Annotated in this window: 15 protein-coding genes; 12 read left to right on the forward strand and 3 right to left on the reverse strand. The window is 64.3% G+C overall.

What is annotated here, in order from left to right; genetic code table 11:
• Positions 1-314: 314 nt before the first annotated feature.
• Positions 315-1091, reverse strand: a complete 777-nt coding sequence (locus F6X37_RS33870) for an enoyl-CoA hydratase (RefSeq protein ID WP_184036005.1) — start codon at positions 1089-1091, stop codon at positions 315-317.
• Positions 1092-1226: 135 nt separating this feature from the next.
• Here F6X37_RS33870 and paaN point away from each other — a divergent pair, with 135 nt between their 5' ends.
• From paaN to paaK, 4 genes are all read left to right on the forward strand, one after another.
• Positions 1227-2927 carry a phenylacetic acid degradation protein PaaN gene (gene paaN, locus F6X37_RS33875; protein WP_187614353.1) on the forward strand — a complete coding sequence of 567 codons (1701 nt, stop codon included), beginning with the start codon at positions 1227-1229 and terminating at the stop codon, positions 2925-2927.
• Positions 2928-3093: 166 nt separating this feature from the next.
• Positions 3094-3885: a 2-(1,2-epoxy-1,2-dihydrophenyl)acetyl-CoA isomerase PaaG gene (gene paaG, locus F6X37_RS33880; RefSeq protein WP_187614354.1), complete on the forward strand. Its 792-nt coding sequence runs from the start codon at positions 3094-3096 to the stop codon at positions 3883-3885.
• 1 nt (position 3886) lies between these two features.
• Positions 3887-4348, forward strand: a complete 462-nt coding sequence (paaI, locus tag F6X37_RS33885) for a hydroxyphenylacetyl-CoA thioesterase PaaI (RefSeq protein ID WP_090802007.1) — start codon at positions 3887-3889, stop codon at positions 4346-4348.
• Positions 4349-4460: 112 nt separating this feature from the next.
• The gene (paaK, locus tag F6X37_RS33890) at positions 4461-5765 is read left to right on the forward strand and encodes a phenylacetate--CoA ligase PaaK (RefSeq protein ID WP_187614356.1); all 1305 of its coding nucleotides are present in this window, start codon (positions 4461-4463) and stop codon (positions 5763-5765) included.
• 188 nt (positions 5766-5953) lie between these two features.
• On the opposite strand, the gene F6X37_RS33895 is transcribed toward paaK, so the two are convergent.
• A complete protein-coding gene (locus F6X37_RS33895; protein WP_221307826.1) occupies positions 5954-7072 on the reverse strand; it encodes a murein transglycosylase A in 1119 nt (372 codons plus the stop codon).
• Between the two features lie 16 nt (positions 7073-7088).
• Between F6X37_RS33895 and F6X37_RS36490 the strand changes: the two genes are divergently transcribed.
• Positions 7089-7262, forward strand: a complete 174-nt coding sequence (locus F6X37_RS36490) for a hypothetical protein (protein WP_167368587.1) — start codon at positions 7089-7091, stop codon at positions 7260-7262.
• Positions 7263-7407: 145 nt separating this feature from the next.
• On the opposite strand, the gene apaG is transcribed toward F6X37_RS36490, so the two are convergent.
• Positions 7408-7782, reverse strand: coding sequence for a Co2+/Mg2+ efflux protein ApaG (gene apaG / locus F6X37_RS33900; RefSeq protein ID WP_184009102.1), 375 nt, complete (start codon positions 7780-7782; stop codon positions 7408-7410).
• A gap of 327 nt (positions 7783-8109) precedes the next feature.
• Between apaG and rpe the strand changes: the two genes are divergently transcribed.
• The 7 genes from rpe (at position 8110) to F6X37_RS33935 (ending at position 14568) form a co-directional block, all read left to right on the forward strand.
• Positions 8110-8793, forward strand: coding sequence for a ribulose-phosphate 3-epimerase (rpe, locus tag F6X37_RS33905; RefSeq protein ID WP_018420129.1), 684 nt, complete (start codon positions 8110-8112; stop codon positions 8791-8793).
• Between the two features lie 13 nt (positions 8794-8806).
• The gene (locus F6X37_RS33910; RefSeq protein WP_187614358.1) at positions 8807-9523 is read left to right on the forward strand and encodes a phosphoglycolate phosphatase; all 717 of its coding nucleotides are present in this window, start codon (positions 8807-8809) and stop codon (positions 9521-9523) included.
• 376 nt (positions 9524-9899) lie between these two features.
• The gene (trpE, locus tag F6X37_RS33915) at positions 9900-11393 is read left to right on the forward strand and encodes an anthranilate synthase component I (RefSeq protein WP_187614359.1); all 1494 of its coding nucleotides are present in this window, start codon (positions 9900-9902) and stop codon (positions 11391-11393) included.
• A 13-nt stretch (positions 11394-11406) separates the two neighbouring features.
• Positions 11407-12024, forward strand: a complete 618-nt coding sequence (locus F6X37_RS33920) for an aminodeoxychorismate/anthranilate synthase component II (RefSeq protein WP_187614361.1) — start codon at positions 11407-11409, stop codon at positions 12022-12024.
• 19 nt (positions 12025-12043) lie between these two features.
• Positions 12044-13075, forward strand: coding sequence for an anthranilate phosphoribosyltransferase (gene trpD, locus F6X37_RS33925; protein WP_090805481.1), 1032 nt, complete (start codon positions 12044-12046; stop codon positions 13073-13075).
• Positions 13076-13093: 18 nt separating this feature from the next.
• Positions 13094-13879, forward strand: coding sequence for an indole-3-glycerol phosphate synthase TrpC (gene trpC / locus F6X37_RS33930; protein ID WP_187614362.1), 786 nt, complete (start codon positions 13094-13096; stop codon positions 13877-13879).
• 62 nt (positions 13880-13941) lie between these two features.
• Positions 13942-14568 (forward strand): CYTH domain-containing protein, encoded by a 627-nt coding sequence (locus F6X37_RS33935; protein WP_187614364.1) that lies wholly within the window; start codon positions 13942-13944, stop codon positions 14566-14568.
• The last annotated feature ends 170 nt before the right edge of the window (positions 14569-14738 follow it).

Below are 14738 nucleotides of genomic sequence, written 5' to 3' on the forward strand. Positions count from 1 at the left end.
CATTCCGCATCAAGCGCCCACACTTATCGACTGTTAGTTTTTAAAGATCGGTCCGCCAAACCCGCCGCGCCTGAACCACCACTACCCGGCACTGCTTCGTTTGCGTCGCTGCGTCTGCAGCAGAGAAACGAAATTATGGAGAACTTCCACCGGATCGTCAACAGGTTTTTTATCACTCGCCTAACCTGCCCACGCCGCCGAAGCCCACGCCATCAAAGGCTTCCCGCTTCTCCGCACCCCGGCGTCCGGAGCACGAAAGAGCGGAATTCTAGTCGCCGACATCGGGACTTGCAAGCGATATTTTGACAAGCGTATTAACGGTGCTTGAAAACCGGTTTGCGCTTCTCCACGAACGCGGCCATGCCCTCTTTCTGGTCTTCGGTGGCGAAGAGCGAATGGAACAGGCGGCGCTCGAAATGCACGCCCTCCGCGAGCGTCGTTTCAAAGGCTCGGTTGACCGACTCCTTGACCATCAGCACCGCCGGCAGCGGAAATTCCGCAATGGTGGCGGCCGCGCCGACCGCTTCGTCAAGCAGCGATGCCGCCGGGATCACGCGCGAAACCAGTCCGGCGCGCTCCGCTTCGGCGGCATCCATGAAACGGGCGGTCAAACAGAGGTCCATCGCCTTCGCTTTTGACACCGCCCGCGGCAAGCGCTGCGTGCCGCCCGCGCCCGGCATGATCCCGAGCTTGATTTCCGGTTGACCGAACTTCGCCGTGTCGGCGGCGAAAATGATGTCGCACATCATCGCCAGTTCGCAGCCGCCGCCGAGCGCGAAGCCCGCCACCGCGGCAATGATCGGCTTACGGATCGAGCGAACCGTTTCCCAATTGCGCGTGATGTAGTCGCCCTTGTAGACATCCATATAGGAGTACGACGCCATCATCCCGATGTCCGCACCGGCCGCGAACGCTTTCTCGCTGCCCGTCACGACGATTGCGCCAATCGACTCGTCGCCGTCGAACTCGCGCAACGCTGCGCCTAGTTCGTCCATCAGCGCGTCGTTCAGTGCATTCAGAGCCTTCGGACGGTTGAGCGTAATCAGTCCGACCCGTCCCCGCGTCTCAACCAGAATGTTTTCGTAAGCCATGCCGCCTCCATAAGGGTTAATCGCACGCGAAAAACGCTTCGCGCATCGTCTGTGGTGATGCTACCATTCCCCAACCAACCGGTCGGTCAATTATTCGACAGGTATTTCCCCAACGTACAGCCGAGCCTCTTTGCCATGACACATCCGCTATTCACCAAGCACGAAGACACGCTGCACAAAGCGCTCGCCGCGCTCGAAACGCGCGGCTACTGGAGCCCGTTCGTCGAGATGCCCAGTCCGAAAGTGTACGGGGAAACAGCCAACGCGGACGGCGAAGCCGCGTTCAAGGCGCTTCTAGACAAAACGTTCGACCTGGACCAACCGTCGACGGGAGAGACCGTCGGCGCAGAGGTTTCGCCGTTCGGCTTCCAGCTCGGCGTGCGTTACCCGCAAGCCGACCCGAGCGCGCTCATCGCCGCATCTGCCGCGGCGCAACGCGATTGGCGCGCCGCCGGCTCGCAGGCATGGATCGGCGTGAGCCTCGAAATCCTCACGCGCCTGAATCGCGCCAGCTTCGAGCTCGGCTACAGCGTGATGCACACGACCGGTCAGGCGTTCATGATGGCATTCCAGGCAGGGGGCCCACACGCGCAGGATCGCGCGCTCGAAGCGGTCGCGTATGCCTGGGATCAGCTGCGCCGTATTCCCGCCGACGCGCACTGGGAAAAGCCGCAAGGCAAAAACCCGCCGCTCGCGATGCACAAGCGCTACACCGTCGTGCCGCGCGGCATCGGCCTCGTGCTCGGCTGCTGCACATTCCCGACGTGGAACGGCTATCCGGGCCTGTTCGCCGATCTGGCCACCGGCAACACGGTGATCGTCAAGCCGCATCCGGGCGCGATCCTGCCGCTCGCGCTGACCGTGCGCATCGCGCGTGACGTGTTGCGCGAAGCGGGCTTCGATCCGAACGTCGTCACGCTGCTGGCCACCGCCCCGAACGACGGCGCCCTCGTCCAGCAACTGGCCCAGCGCCCCGAGATCAAACTGATCGACTTCACGGGCAGCACCCAGAACGGCACCTGGCTCGAGCGCAACGCGCACCAGGCGCAGGTCTACACCGAAAAAGCTGGCGTCAATCAGATCGTCATCGACTCGGTCGACGACATCAAGGCGGCCGCGCGCAACATCGCGTTCTCGCTGGCGCTGTACTCAGGCCAGATGTGCACCGCGCCGCAAAATATCTACGTACCGCGAGACGGCATTCGCACCGCGGAAGGCACGCTCAGCTTTGACGATGTCTCCCAGGCGCTTGCCGGCGCGGTGCAAAAGCTCGTCGCCGATCCGGCCCGCGCCGTCGAACTGCTCGGCGCGATCCAGAACGAAGGCGTCGCGCAGCGCATCGACGAAGCCGCCGGGCTCGGCCGCGTTCTCGTCGCGAGCCAGACGCTCGACCATCCGTCCTTTCCGGGCGCTCGCGTGCGCACACCGCTCGTATTGCAACTCGACGCCTCGACCGACCGCGCCCAGTTCACGAGAGAATGGTTCGGGCCGATCTCGTTCGTCATCGCGACGGACTCGACCGCGCAGTCACTCGACCTCGCTGGCGACATTGCTACCGAGCACGGCGCGCTAACGCTGGCGGTCTACAGCACGGACGACGCCGTGCTCGCCGCCGCGCACGAAGCGTCGATCCGCGGCGGCGTCGCACTGTCGATCAACCTGACCGGTGGCGTGTTCGTCAACCAGTCCGCGGCTTTTTCGGACTTTCACGGCACCGGCGCCAACCCGGCCGCGAATGCCGCGCTTGCCGATGCCGCTTTCGTCGCCAGCCGCTTCCGCGTCGTTCAAAGCCGCGTTCATGTTGAACCGAAAGCGGCGCCCGCGGTAGCTGGCTGAACGGCATAAGAAGGCTTCAGCACAACGCACGACTTCGTCCTATGCCGTTCGGCGGATGGACCGAGTCGTGCGCTCTGACTAACATCAGACATCGGATCGGCATCACGCGCCGACGCTAGTCGAGCGAGCGTGCCCATCGGCCAAAGAGAGTTTGAGGAGACACCCCATGTCATATGAAGCGATCCGGCTGGACATCGACTCATCGAGCCACGTCGCCACCATCACGCTGAACCGCCCGGACAAGCTCAACAGCTTCACGCGCGCGATGCATCAGGAACTCGGCGCGGCACTCGACCAGGTCGAAAAGTCCGGCGCCCGTGCGCTCGTGCTCACCGGCGCGGGACGCGGCTTCTGCGCCGGCCAGGATCTCGCCGACCTCGATTTCACGCCCGGCGCGATGACCGACCTCGGCGCCGTGATCGATGAATACTTCAATCCGTTGATCCGCCGTCTGCAAGCGCTACCGTTTCCGGTGATCGCGGCGGTCAACGGCACGGCCGCCGGCGCGGGCGCCAATCTCGCGTTGGCCTGCGACCTGGTGTTCGCAGCTCGCTCCGCGAGTTTCATCCAAGCGTTCGTGAAGATCGGCCTCGTGCCGGATTCGGGCGGGACGTGGTTCCTGCCGCAACGCGTTGGCATGGCACGCGCACTCGGCCTCGCGATCACCGGCGACAAGCTCAGCGCCGACAAAGCCGAAAGCTGGGGCTTGATCTGGCAAGCGCTCGACGACGCCGAACTGGCTCCGGCCGCGGCAAAACTCGCGGCCCAGCTTGCCCAGCAACCGACGCGCGCGATCGCCGCGATCAAGCAGGCGATGCGTGCCGGCACGACGCAAACGCTCGACCAGCAGCTCGATCTCGAGCGTGATCTGCAGCGCCAACTAGGCGCCTCGCACGATTACGCGGAAGGCGTGCAGGCATTTATCGAAAAGCGCGCGCCGCGCTTCGAGGGGCGTTGAGATGTCCACGCAAACCACCCGCCCCGACCAGATGACTGCCGACGAACTCGCCCGCGCGACAGCTGCCGCGATGTACGAAAACGACGCCTGCAGTCGCGCGCTCGGGCTCGAGATTCTCGAAGTGCGCCCCGGCTATGCGCGGCTGCGCATGGCGGTGCGCGACGACTTCCTGAACGGCCATCAGATCTGCCACGGCGGCCTGATCTTCACGCTCGCCGATTCGACCTTCGCGTTCGCCTGCAACACTTACAACATCAATACGGTTGCCGCCGGCTGCTCGATTGAATACCTCCGGCCGGTCTACGGCGGCGACGTGCTGAGCGCCGAAGCGGTCGAGCAGACATCGAGCGGGCGCACTGGCATCTACGATATTCGCGTCACGAATCGCGCCGGCGAGACCGTCGCGATGTTTCGCGGCAAGTCGGCGCAAATCAGGGGCAACCTGATTCCCACCGGCGACTGACATTGAGCGGCGGCAAGCCAGAGCCGCCCTCGCGGACAGCTGTCTGCGTGGCTCTCTGACGCCAACGCGTTACATATCAAACTCAGATACTGAGGCAGCAAGGAGACATTCGATGAGCACCGCTCTTCCGCTCGATCCGATCGAGACCGCCAGCCGCGACGAGCTCGCCGCGCTCCAACTTGAACGGCTCAAATGGTCACTCACCCATGCGTATGAAGATTCGCCGGTGTACCGGCGCAAGTTCGACGAAGCCGGTGTTCATCCGGGCGATGTCAAGTCGCTCGCGGACCTCGCGCGCTTTCCGTTCACGACGAAGAAGGATTTGCGCGACAACTATCCGTTCGGCATGTTCGCGGTGCCGCAGGAGCAGATTTCGCGAATCCATGCATCGTCTGGGACGACCGGCAAGCCGACCGTCGTCGGCTATACGGCGCGCGACATCGACACGTGGGCGAATCTCGTCGCCCGTTCGATACGCGCCGCCGGCGCGAAGCGCGGCGACAAGGTGCACGTGAGCTACGGCTACGGCCTCTTCACGGGCGGCCTCGGCGCGCATTACGGCGCCGAGCGCGCGGGGCTCACCGTGATTCCGTTCGGCGGTGGTCAGACCGAAAGGCAGGTGCAGCTGATCCAGGACTTCCGGCCGGACATCATCATGGTGACACCGAGCTACATGCTGTCGATCGCCGACGAACTCGAGCGCCAGGGTATCGACCCGGCTAGCTGCTCATTGCGCATCGGCATCTTCGGCGCTGAGCCGTGGACCAACGAAATGCGCGAGGCGATCGAAAAACGCATGGGCATCGACGCGGTCGACATCTACGGTCTCTCCGAAGTGATGGGCCCGGGCGTCGCCTCGGAGTGCATCGAGACCAAAGACGGCCCGACGATCTGGGAAGACCATTTCTATCCCGAGATCATCGACCCCGAAACGGGGGAGGTGCTGCCCGATGGCGAACTCGGCGAACTCGTGTTCACGTCGCTGACTAAAGAAGCGCTGCCGATCATCCGCTACCGCACGCGCGATCTCACGCGCCTGCTGCCGGGCAGCGCCCGCACGATGCGGCGTATGGAAAAAATCACGGGCCGCTCGGACGACATGATGATCGTCCGTGGCGTCAATGTGTTCCCGACGCAGATCGAAGAGTTGCTGCTCAAGCAGCACGCGCTCGCGCCGCACTATCAGATCGTACTGACGAAGGAAGGGCCGCTCGACGTGTTGACGCTGAACGTCGAACCGTGCCCCGAAAGCGCGCCGGATACTTCCGCGCTAACCACCGCGAAAAACGCGCTGGCGTACGACATCAAGGCGCTGATTGGCGTAAGCGCGGTGGTGAACGTGCTGGCCGTGAATGGGATCGAGCGCTCGGTGGGCAAGGCGCGGCGGGTGGTCGACAAGCGCAGTTCGGGGCTCTAAGTCAGGCAACCGGCAACGACGCGCAGCGTAAGAGCCCAACAAAAAACGGCGTCACGCACGGATCCTGATCCGAACGTGACGCCGATTTCCACGACTTCTATTAGCGGCTTCGCGGCAGCCTCCAACCCGCCTCCCGAAAACCGCTGTAACTCAAACGGCAGTCACGCTTCCGCCTGCGCCCCACCGCCTCACGAATTCGGCAGCAGCAACCACATCCGGCCACCCTGCTTCATCTTGCCAGCCAGATCACCGGCATCGTCGCCGAGGCCCCAGAAGTAGTCGGCGCGCACGCCGCCTTTGATCGCGGTGCCCGTGTCCTGCGCGAACACGAGGCGGTTCATCGGCGAGTTCGTCAGCGGCCGTGTAGTCTGCAGGAACACCGGCGTGCCGAGCGGAATCGCGCTCGGGTCGACCGCAATCGAGCGCTCCGGCGTCAGCGGCACGCCGAGCGCGCCGATCGGACCGTCCGCGCCGCCGCTCGGCATACTTTCGGCCGACGGCATCTCGCGAAAAAACACGAAGCGCGGATTGGTGTCGAGCAATCCATCGACGCGCGTCGGATTCGCGCGTGCCCATGCCTTGATGCCCTGCATCGTCGCCTGCGCGGGTGTGATCTCGCCATGATCGAGCAGCCAGCGCCCGATCGACTTGTACGGCTGATCGTTGGTACCGCCAAAGCCGACGCGCATCACACTGCCGTCTTCCATCACGATGCGCCCGGAGCCCTGCACCTGCAAAAAGAATGCTTCGATCGGGTCGTCGACCCACACGAGTTCGTTGCCGCTGAGCGCGCCCGAGCGTTCGAGTTGGGCGCGCGCCGGCAACGGCGCCCCCGCGCGATAGCCGGCGGGCCAGCGGTACAGCGCGGTCTGATATACCCCATGCCGCGTGCGCGAGCCCCGCAGCAGTGGCTCGTAGTAACCGGTGACCAGACCGTCGAGCGTGCCGTCGCTATTCGCGAGCTGGAACGGCGTGAAGTAGGCTTCGAAGAAGGCGCGCGCGCCGGTGACGTCGAGATCGTCGATTTGCGCGGCGGCCGCGCATGCACGCGACCAGTTCGGCTGACGCGCGAGCCTCGTGCAGTTTTGCCGCAACGCGGCCGTCGCGCCGATCAGCGAGTCGTCCTGCCAGCCCGGCACCTGCTGCCACGCAACCGCGGTCAAGCGCGACGACGCGATCTGGCCGGGGATGATCGCCGCGCCGCTCGGCGGCGAAGGCCGGAGCGCGCCGCCGCCGCCGCAGGAGGCAAGCAACACCGCAACCGACAATGCACCGACCCACGCGCCGGCTCGGCGGACAAAACGCATACAATGTTCGTTCTTGATGGAAACCGCCATGTCTGATTTGTTTGACGAATACCCGATGCTCATCTTCGCGCTGGAATCGCTGCTCGCGCTGTTCCTGCTCGTCTTTATCGTTGTGTGGACGTCGTCTGGCAAGAAAAAAGCGAGACGTGCCAAGCCGGCGGAACGGTCCCAACAGCAAAAGCCGCAGTGACCCTGACCGGCGGGTTGCATACGGAACCGCGCAACCCCTCGTGCATCAAGCGCTCGTCTGAGCGCTCATCCAACCACCCACTCAACTGCCCGCTGCGCCGCGCGCCGATACGAACTCATTAAAGACCGCGCAACACCGCGCCGGTTCAATGCAACGTTCGCGGCATGCGCAACACGAACTCCGGCACCGGCGCCTCGAAGCGCTCACCATCCTCCGCCACGCAGAAGTAATCGCCGCGCATCGTGCCGACCGGCGTCGCGATCACTGCCCAACTCGTGTATTCGAAATGCTCGCCCGGCTTGAGCAGCGGCTGATGACCGACCACGCCCAGGCCTTTGACTTCCTGGACGGTGTTTTCGCTGTCGGTGATGATCCAGTGACGCGCGATCAACTGTGCGGGCACCTGGCCGGTGTTACGGATGGTCAGCGTGTAGGCAAAGGCGTACTGGCGACGCTCCGGGTCCGATTCTTCGGGCAGGTAGTGCACCTGCGCCGAGACGCTGAATTCGTACTGGCTCATCCTGATTCCGATCTGATCAAACGGGCTGTGAAAAATCGTGGAAGGCCCGAACGCCAATGGTCTGCGGGTGCAGCGGCGATGCGGCGCTCATGGAATGGCATTCTGCTTGATGCGCGGCATGGCCGCAACCGGATACGCCTTTCGGCCAGCAGTGTCTAAGACGTTGGGACACGGCTGCCTTGCCGCGCCCAGTCTCCATGTCGTTTTTGCGCCGGCACTTTGCGAAGTTTCATCGCGCGATTCCGCCACGCCAACCGCGGCCAGCACCCCGGTCTGCACGCGCAAAACCGGTAAAATGGCGCTTTCCCGCTTGCATCGGCCCCTGTCATGACGCAATTTCGCATCGCCCCCAGCATTCTCTCCGCCGACTTCGCCCGCCTGGGCGAGGAAGTCCGCAACGTCGTCGCCGCCGGCGCCGACTGGATCCACTTCGACGTGATGGACAACCACTACGTGCCGAACCTGACCATCGGCCCGCTCGTATGCGAAGCGATCCGCCCGCACGTGGACGTGCCAATTGACGTGCACCTGATGGTGCGTCCCGTCGACCGCATCGTGCCGGACTTCGCGAAAGCCGGCGCGAACCTGATCAGCTTTCACCCGGAAGCGTCGGATCACATCGACCGCACGCTGTCGCTGATCCGCGACCACGGCTGCAAGGCCGGCCTCGTGTTCAATCCGGCGACGTCGCTGAACTATCTCGATCATGTGATGGACAAGGTCGACCTCGTGCTGATCATGTCGGTGAACCCGGGCTTCGGCGGCCAGTCGTTCATCCCCGAGGCGCTCAACAAGCTGCGCGAAGCGCGCAAACGCATCGACGCGTACACCGAGCGCACCGGCCGCGACATCCACCTCGAAGTGGACGGCGGCGTGAAGGTCGACAACATCGCGGAAATCGCGGCGGCCGGCGCGGACACGTTCGTGGCCGGCTCGGCGATCTTTGGCCAGCCCGATCACAAGGTCGTGATCGACAAGATGCGCGCCGCCCTCGCGACCGTCCAGCGTTAAAAACCAGCGCCTCATGACCACTTCGTATCCCGCCCCGATGTTTACCGGCGCGCGCCTCGAAGCCGCGATCATCGACCTCGACGGCACGATGATCGACACGGCCGACGACTTCACCGCCGGCCTGAACGGTATGCTCGCTCAGCTCGACGCGGAGGAAACGACGCGCGAGGAAGTGGTCGGCTACGTCGGCAAGGGTTCGGAGCATCTGATCCGCAGCGTGCTTGCGCCGCGCTTCGAAGCCGAGCACGCGCAAGAGCGCTTCGACGAAGCGCTCGCGATCTATCAGGCCGAGTACGCGAAGATCAACGGCGTGCACACGCGGCTTTATCCAGACGTCGAGGCCGGTCTGCGCGCGCTGCACGACGCGGGCCTGAAGCTCGCCTGCGTGACCAACAAGCCGCACCGCTTCGCGCTCGAACTGCTGCAGCAGTACCGGCTTGCACCGTATTTCAGCGTCGTGCTCGGTGGCGACAGTCTCGCGAAAAAGAAACCGGACCCGCTTCCGATGCTGACCGCCGCCGCGCAGCTCGGCGTCGAGCCGAGCGCCACGGTGGCGATCGGCGACTCGGAAAACGACGCGCTGGCGGGCCGCGCGGCCGGCATGGCGACGCTGACCGTGCCCTACGGGTACAACCACGGCCAAGCTATACAAACGATAAAATCCGATGGTATAGTTGCCTCGCTGCTCGACGCCGCCAGGGCGATCGCAGCGCATCAATCCACGACTTAACAGTCCTTCATCCTCATGTTTCTGAATAAAAAACGGAGTCTGATTAGCATCGACCGGGGAGCCTGGCCCTGGCGTCGCTGGTCGCGCTAACCTCGCCTGAGGTACGCTGAAGCTCGTCTTCGGCAACCGTTTTTTACTTCGCTGCGCTCACGCGCTTTTTCCATCGATCTGTTTTTGCGCAGTTGCATCGGCTGATTGAGCCTGCGCGTACCCGCAAGGTACCGTTGCTCACCCGCACCGCTCGCACGCGCCGATGGAAGACCCGCGCCGGTCGGTATCATTGTGTCGAGAACGTCGACCCACGCCCTGACCGAAGGCGCTTAGCCCCGCTTTGCCCGACGCTTGCTGCCGCCGGACCACCGTACAGGATCGGAACATGACCGAACTCGAATTCCAGTCCCTCGCCAACGAGGGTTTCAACCGCATCCCGCTGATCGCCGAAGCGCTCGCCGACCTCGAGACGCCGCTGTCGCTGTACCTGAAGCTCGCGCAGACCGAGCGCAACGGCGCGAACTCGTTCCTGCTGGAGTCGGTGGTCGGCGGCGAACGCTTCGGGCGTTATTCGTTCATCGGCCTGCCGGCGCGGACTCTCATGCGCACGCGCAACGGCGTGTCGGAAGTGGTCCGCGACGGCAAGGTCGTCGAGACGCACGACGGCGATCCGCTCGCGTTCATCCAGCAATTCCAGGCGCGCTTCAAGGTCGCGCAACGCCCGGGGCTGCCGCGCTTCACCGGCGGTCTCGCCGGCTATTTCGGCTATGACGCCGTGCGCTATATCGAGAAGAAGCTCGCGCACAGCGCGCCGAAAGACGACCTCAATCTGCCCGACATCCAGCTGCTGCTGACCGAGGAAGTCGCCGTCATCGACAACCTCGCCGGCAAGCTCTATCTGGTGGTCTACGCCGACCCGACCCAGGCTGAGGCCTACACGAAAGCGAAGCACCGTCTGCGCGAACTGCGCCAGCGGCTGCGCGTCACCGTCGAGCCGCCCGTCGTGTCGGCCAGCGTACGCACCGAGATCTACCGCGAATTCGCGAAAGACGATTACCTGGCGGCCGTGCGCAAGGCGAAGGAATACGTTGCCGCCGGCGAACTGATGCAGGTGCAGGTCGGTCAGCGCCTGATCAAGCCGTACCGCGACAATCCGCTGTCGCTGTATCGCGCGCTGCGCTCGCTGAATCCGTCGCCGTACATGTACTACTACAACTTCGGCGACTTCCACGTGGTCGGTGCGTCGCCGGAGATTCTGGTGCGCCAGGAAAAGCGCGCCGAGGACCGTATCGTCACGATCCGCCCGCTGGCCGGCACCCGTGCGCGCGGCAACACGCCCGAGCGCGATGCCGCGCTCGCTACCGAGCTGCTGAACGATCCGAAGGAAATCGCCGAGCATGTGATGCTGATCGACCTCGCGCGCAACGACGTCGGCCGCATCGCGCAGATCGGCTCGGTGGTCGTGACCGACAAGATGGTGATCGAGAAGTACTCGCACGTGCAGCACATCGTCAGCTCGGTCGAAGGCAAGCTCAAGAACGACATGACCAATTTCGACGTGCTGCGCGCCACCTTCCCGGCCGGCACGCTGTCGGGCGCGCCGAAGGTCCGCGCGATGGAGCTGATCGACGAGCTCGAGCCCGTCAAGCGTGGCCTGTACGGCGGGGCGGTCGGCTATCTGTCGTTCACCGGCGAGATGGATCTGGCCATCACGATCCGCACCGGCGTGATCGCGAACGGCAATCTGTATGTGCAGGCGGCCGCGGGCGTGGTCGCCGATTCGGTGCCCGAATCCGAATGGCAGGAGACCGAGAACAAGGCACGCGCGGTAATGCGCGCCGCCGAGCAGGTCCAGGACGGCCTCGATAGCGACTTCTGACCGGAGACACACCATGCTGCTCATGATCGACAACTACGACTCGTTCACCTACAACCTGGTGCAGTACTTCGGCGAACTCGGCGAAGACGTGCGCACCTATCGCAACGACGAAATCACGCTCGACGAAATCGCCAGGCTGAACCCCGAGCGCATCTGCCTGTCGCCGGGCCCAAGCAATCCGCAACACGCGGGCATCACGCTCGACGTGCTGCGCGAATTCGCCGGCAAGACGCCGATTCTCGGCGTGTGCCTCGGCCATCAGGCGATCGGCGAGGCGTTCGGCGGCCGCGTCGTGCGCGCACAGACCATCATGCACGGCAAGGTCAGCACGATCGAAACCGACTGCAAGGGCGTATTCGAAGACCTGCCGAAGCATTTCACGGTGACGCGCTACCACTCGCTCGCGATCGAACGCGAATCGCTGCCCGACTGCCTCGAAGTATCGGCATGGACTGAAGACGGCGAAATCATGGGCGTGCGCCACAAGGAACTGGCCGTGGAAGGCGTGCAGTTCCACCCGGAATCGATCCTGTCCGAACACGGCCACGCGCTGCTCGAAAACTTCGTCAAGCAGTCGAAGCTCGCCGTCGCCGGCAAGGCCTCGAATCACGCGGCGTCCCGCAATGCCTGACACAAAGGGAGACGAGATCATGTCCATTACGCCCCAGGAAGCCTTGCAGCGGACCATCGAGCACCGCGAGATTTTTCACGACGAAATGCTGCACCTGATGCGCCTCATCATGCGCGGTGAGCTGTCGCCCGTGATGTCGGCGGCGATCATCACCGGCCTGCGCGTCAAAAAAGAGACCATCGGCGAAATCACCGCGGCCGCTACGGTGATGCGTGAATTTGCCCGGCACGTCGACGTGCAGGACAACTCGAACTTCGTCGATATCGTCGGCACCGGCGGCGACGGCGCGCACACGTTCAACATTTCCACCGCGACGATGTTCGTGTCGGCCGCGGCGGGCGCGAAGGTCGCAAAGCACGGCAATCGCGGCGTATCGAGCAAGTCGGGCAGCGCGGACGTGCTCGAAGCGCTCGGCGTCAACATCGATCTGCAGCCGGAGCAGGTCGCGGCATCGATTGCGGAAACGGGCATGGGCTTCATGTTCGCGCCGAACCATCATCCGGCGATGAAAAACGTCGCGCCGGTACGCCGGGAACTCGGCATCCGCACGATCTTCAATATCCTCGGGCCGCTCACCAATCCGGCCGGCGCGCCGAATCAGCTGATGGGCGTGTTTCACCCCGACCTCGTCGGCATTCAGGTGCGCGTGATGCAGCGCCTCGGCGCCAAACACGTGCTCGTCGTGTACGGGATGGACGGCATGGACGAAGTGTCGCTCGGCGGCGCCACGCTGGTCGGCGAGTTGCGCGACGGCGAGATCCGCGAGTACGAGATCCATCCGGAAGACTTCGGCATGCAGATGGTGTCGAACCGCACGCTCAAAGTCGCCGACGCGGGCGAGTCGAAGGTCATGCTGCTCGACGCGCTCAGCAACAAGCCGGGTGTCGCGCGGGAAATCGTCACGCTGAACGCCGGCACGGCACTCTATTCGGCGAACGTCGCGGCCACGATCGCGGACGGCATCGAGCTCGCGCGCGAAGCGATCGCGAGCGGCAAGGCACGCGCGAAGGTCGACGAACTGGTGCGCTTCACCCAGCAATTCAAGCAGTAATCACGTAGCGAGACATTTATGAGCGACATCCTCGACCGCATCATCGCGGTCAAACGCGAAGAAGTCCGGGCGGCCGAGCAAAGCGTGCCGCTCGAAGAACTGCGGCTCGAAGCGTCGTCGCGCGATCTCCGCGACTTCGTCGGCGCATTGCGCGCCAAGCACACGGCGGGTCTCGCCGCGGTGATCTCCGAAGTGAAGAAGGCGAGCCCGTCGAAGGGCGTGCTGCGCGAGCACTTCGTTCCGGCCGACATCGCGCGTTCGTACGAGAAGCACGGCGCGGCGTGTCTGTCCGTGCTGACCGACGTGCAGTTCTTCCTGGGCAGCGTCGCCTATCTGCAGCAAGCGCGCGCCGCGTGCCAGTTGCCGGTGATACGCAAGGACTTCATCGTCGATCCGTATCAGGTGGTCGAAGCGCGCGCGATGGGGGCCGACGCGATCCTGCTGATCGCCGCCGCGCTCGAAACCGCCGAGATGCAGGACCTCGAAGCGCTCGCGCATTCGCTGGGGCTCGCGGTGCTCGTCGAAGTGCACGACAGCGATGAACTCAAGGAAGCGCTGACGCTGAAGACGCCACTGATCGGCATCAACAACCGCAATCTGCGCACTTTCGAAACCTCGCTCGACACGACGCTCGGCATGCTCGACGCGATTCCCGACGATCGCATCGTCGTGACCGAATCGGGCATCCTGTCGCGCGACGACGTCGAGCGCATGCGCGCGCGGAATGTGCATACCTTCCTCGTCGGCGAAGCGTTCATGCGCGCGGACGAGCCGGGCGTGGAACTCGCGCGGATGTTTTTCTGAGCGTCGTATCGACGTATCCGCGTATCGGGCGCAGAGAAATCCACGCAACTAGGACCCCCAGCATGGGCATGGAACGCGAAATCAAGCTGGCGCTGCCGGCTTCGCAGGTGCAGGCGGCGACGCAGTGGTTCGCCGCGCGCTCCGGCAAGAACGGACGCGCGATCAAGCTCGTGAACATTTACTTCGATACGCCGCAGTTGACGCTGGCGTCGTCAAAGAGCGCGCTGCGTCTACGGCAGACCCCGGACGGCTGGCTGCAGACCTTCAAGACGGTCGGCACGGCGACGAACGGCTTGCATAGCCGGCACGAATGGGAATTGCCGGTCGCGGGCGCGAAGCTCGAAATCGAATCGTTGCTGAGCGCTTGCGACGAACCCGCCGCCGCGGATGCGCTGAAACAGGCCGCGCCTGCGCTGATCGAGCTGTTCCACACCAATTTCACGCGCACGCTATGGCTGCTCGACTCCGACGGCGCTCAGATCGAGGCGGCGATCGATCAGGGCGACGTGCTTGCCGAGGTCGACGATGAAGCGCGCCGCGCGCCGATCTCGGAGATCGAACTCGAACTGAAATCGGGCGACGAAGCGGCGCTTCACACGCTCGCCGCCGAACTCGGCAAACGGATTGCCGGCCTCGCGCCGGATGACATCAGCAAGGCGCAGCGCGGGTATCGGTTGCGCGCCACGTGAGCGCGTTGCCCGAAACCCGCGGCACCTCATGCGCTCGCTTGCCGCAACTTGAGCTAGTCCGCGTTTGCTGCGACACTTCCCCGCCATGACCTCCGCTTCCCGCACCCGCTCCAGTTTGCCGCAGGCATCGCTGTTCGACGATGTCGCGCCCGCCCCGGCCTCCGCCGCCC

It is taken from the genome of Paraburkholderia sp. 31.1 (genome assembly GCF_014397645.1).
Lineage (GTDB): Bacteria > Pseudomonadota > Gammaproteobacteria > Burkholderiales > Burkholderiaceae > Paraburkholderia > Paraburkholderia tuberum.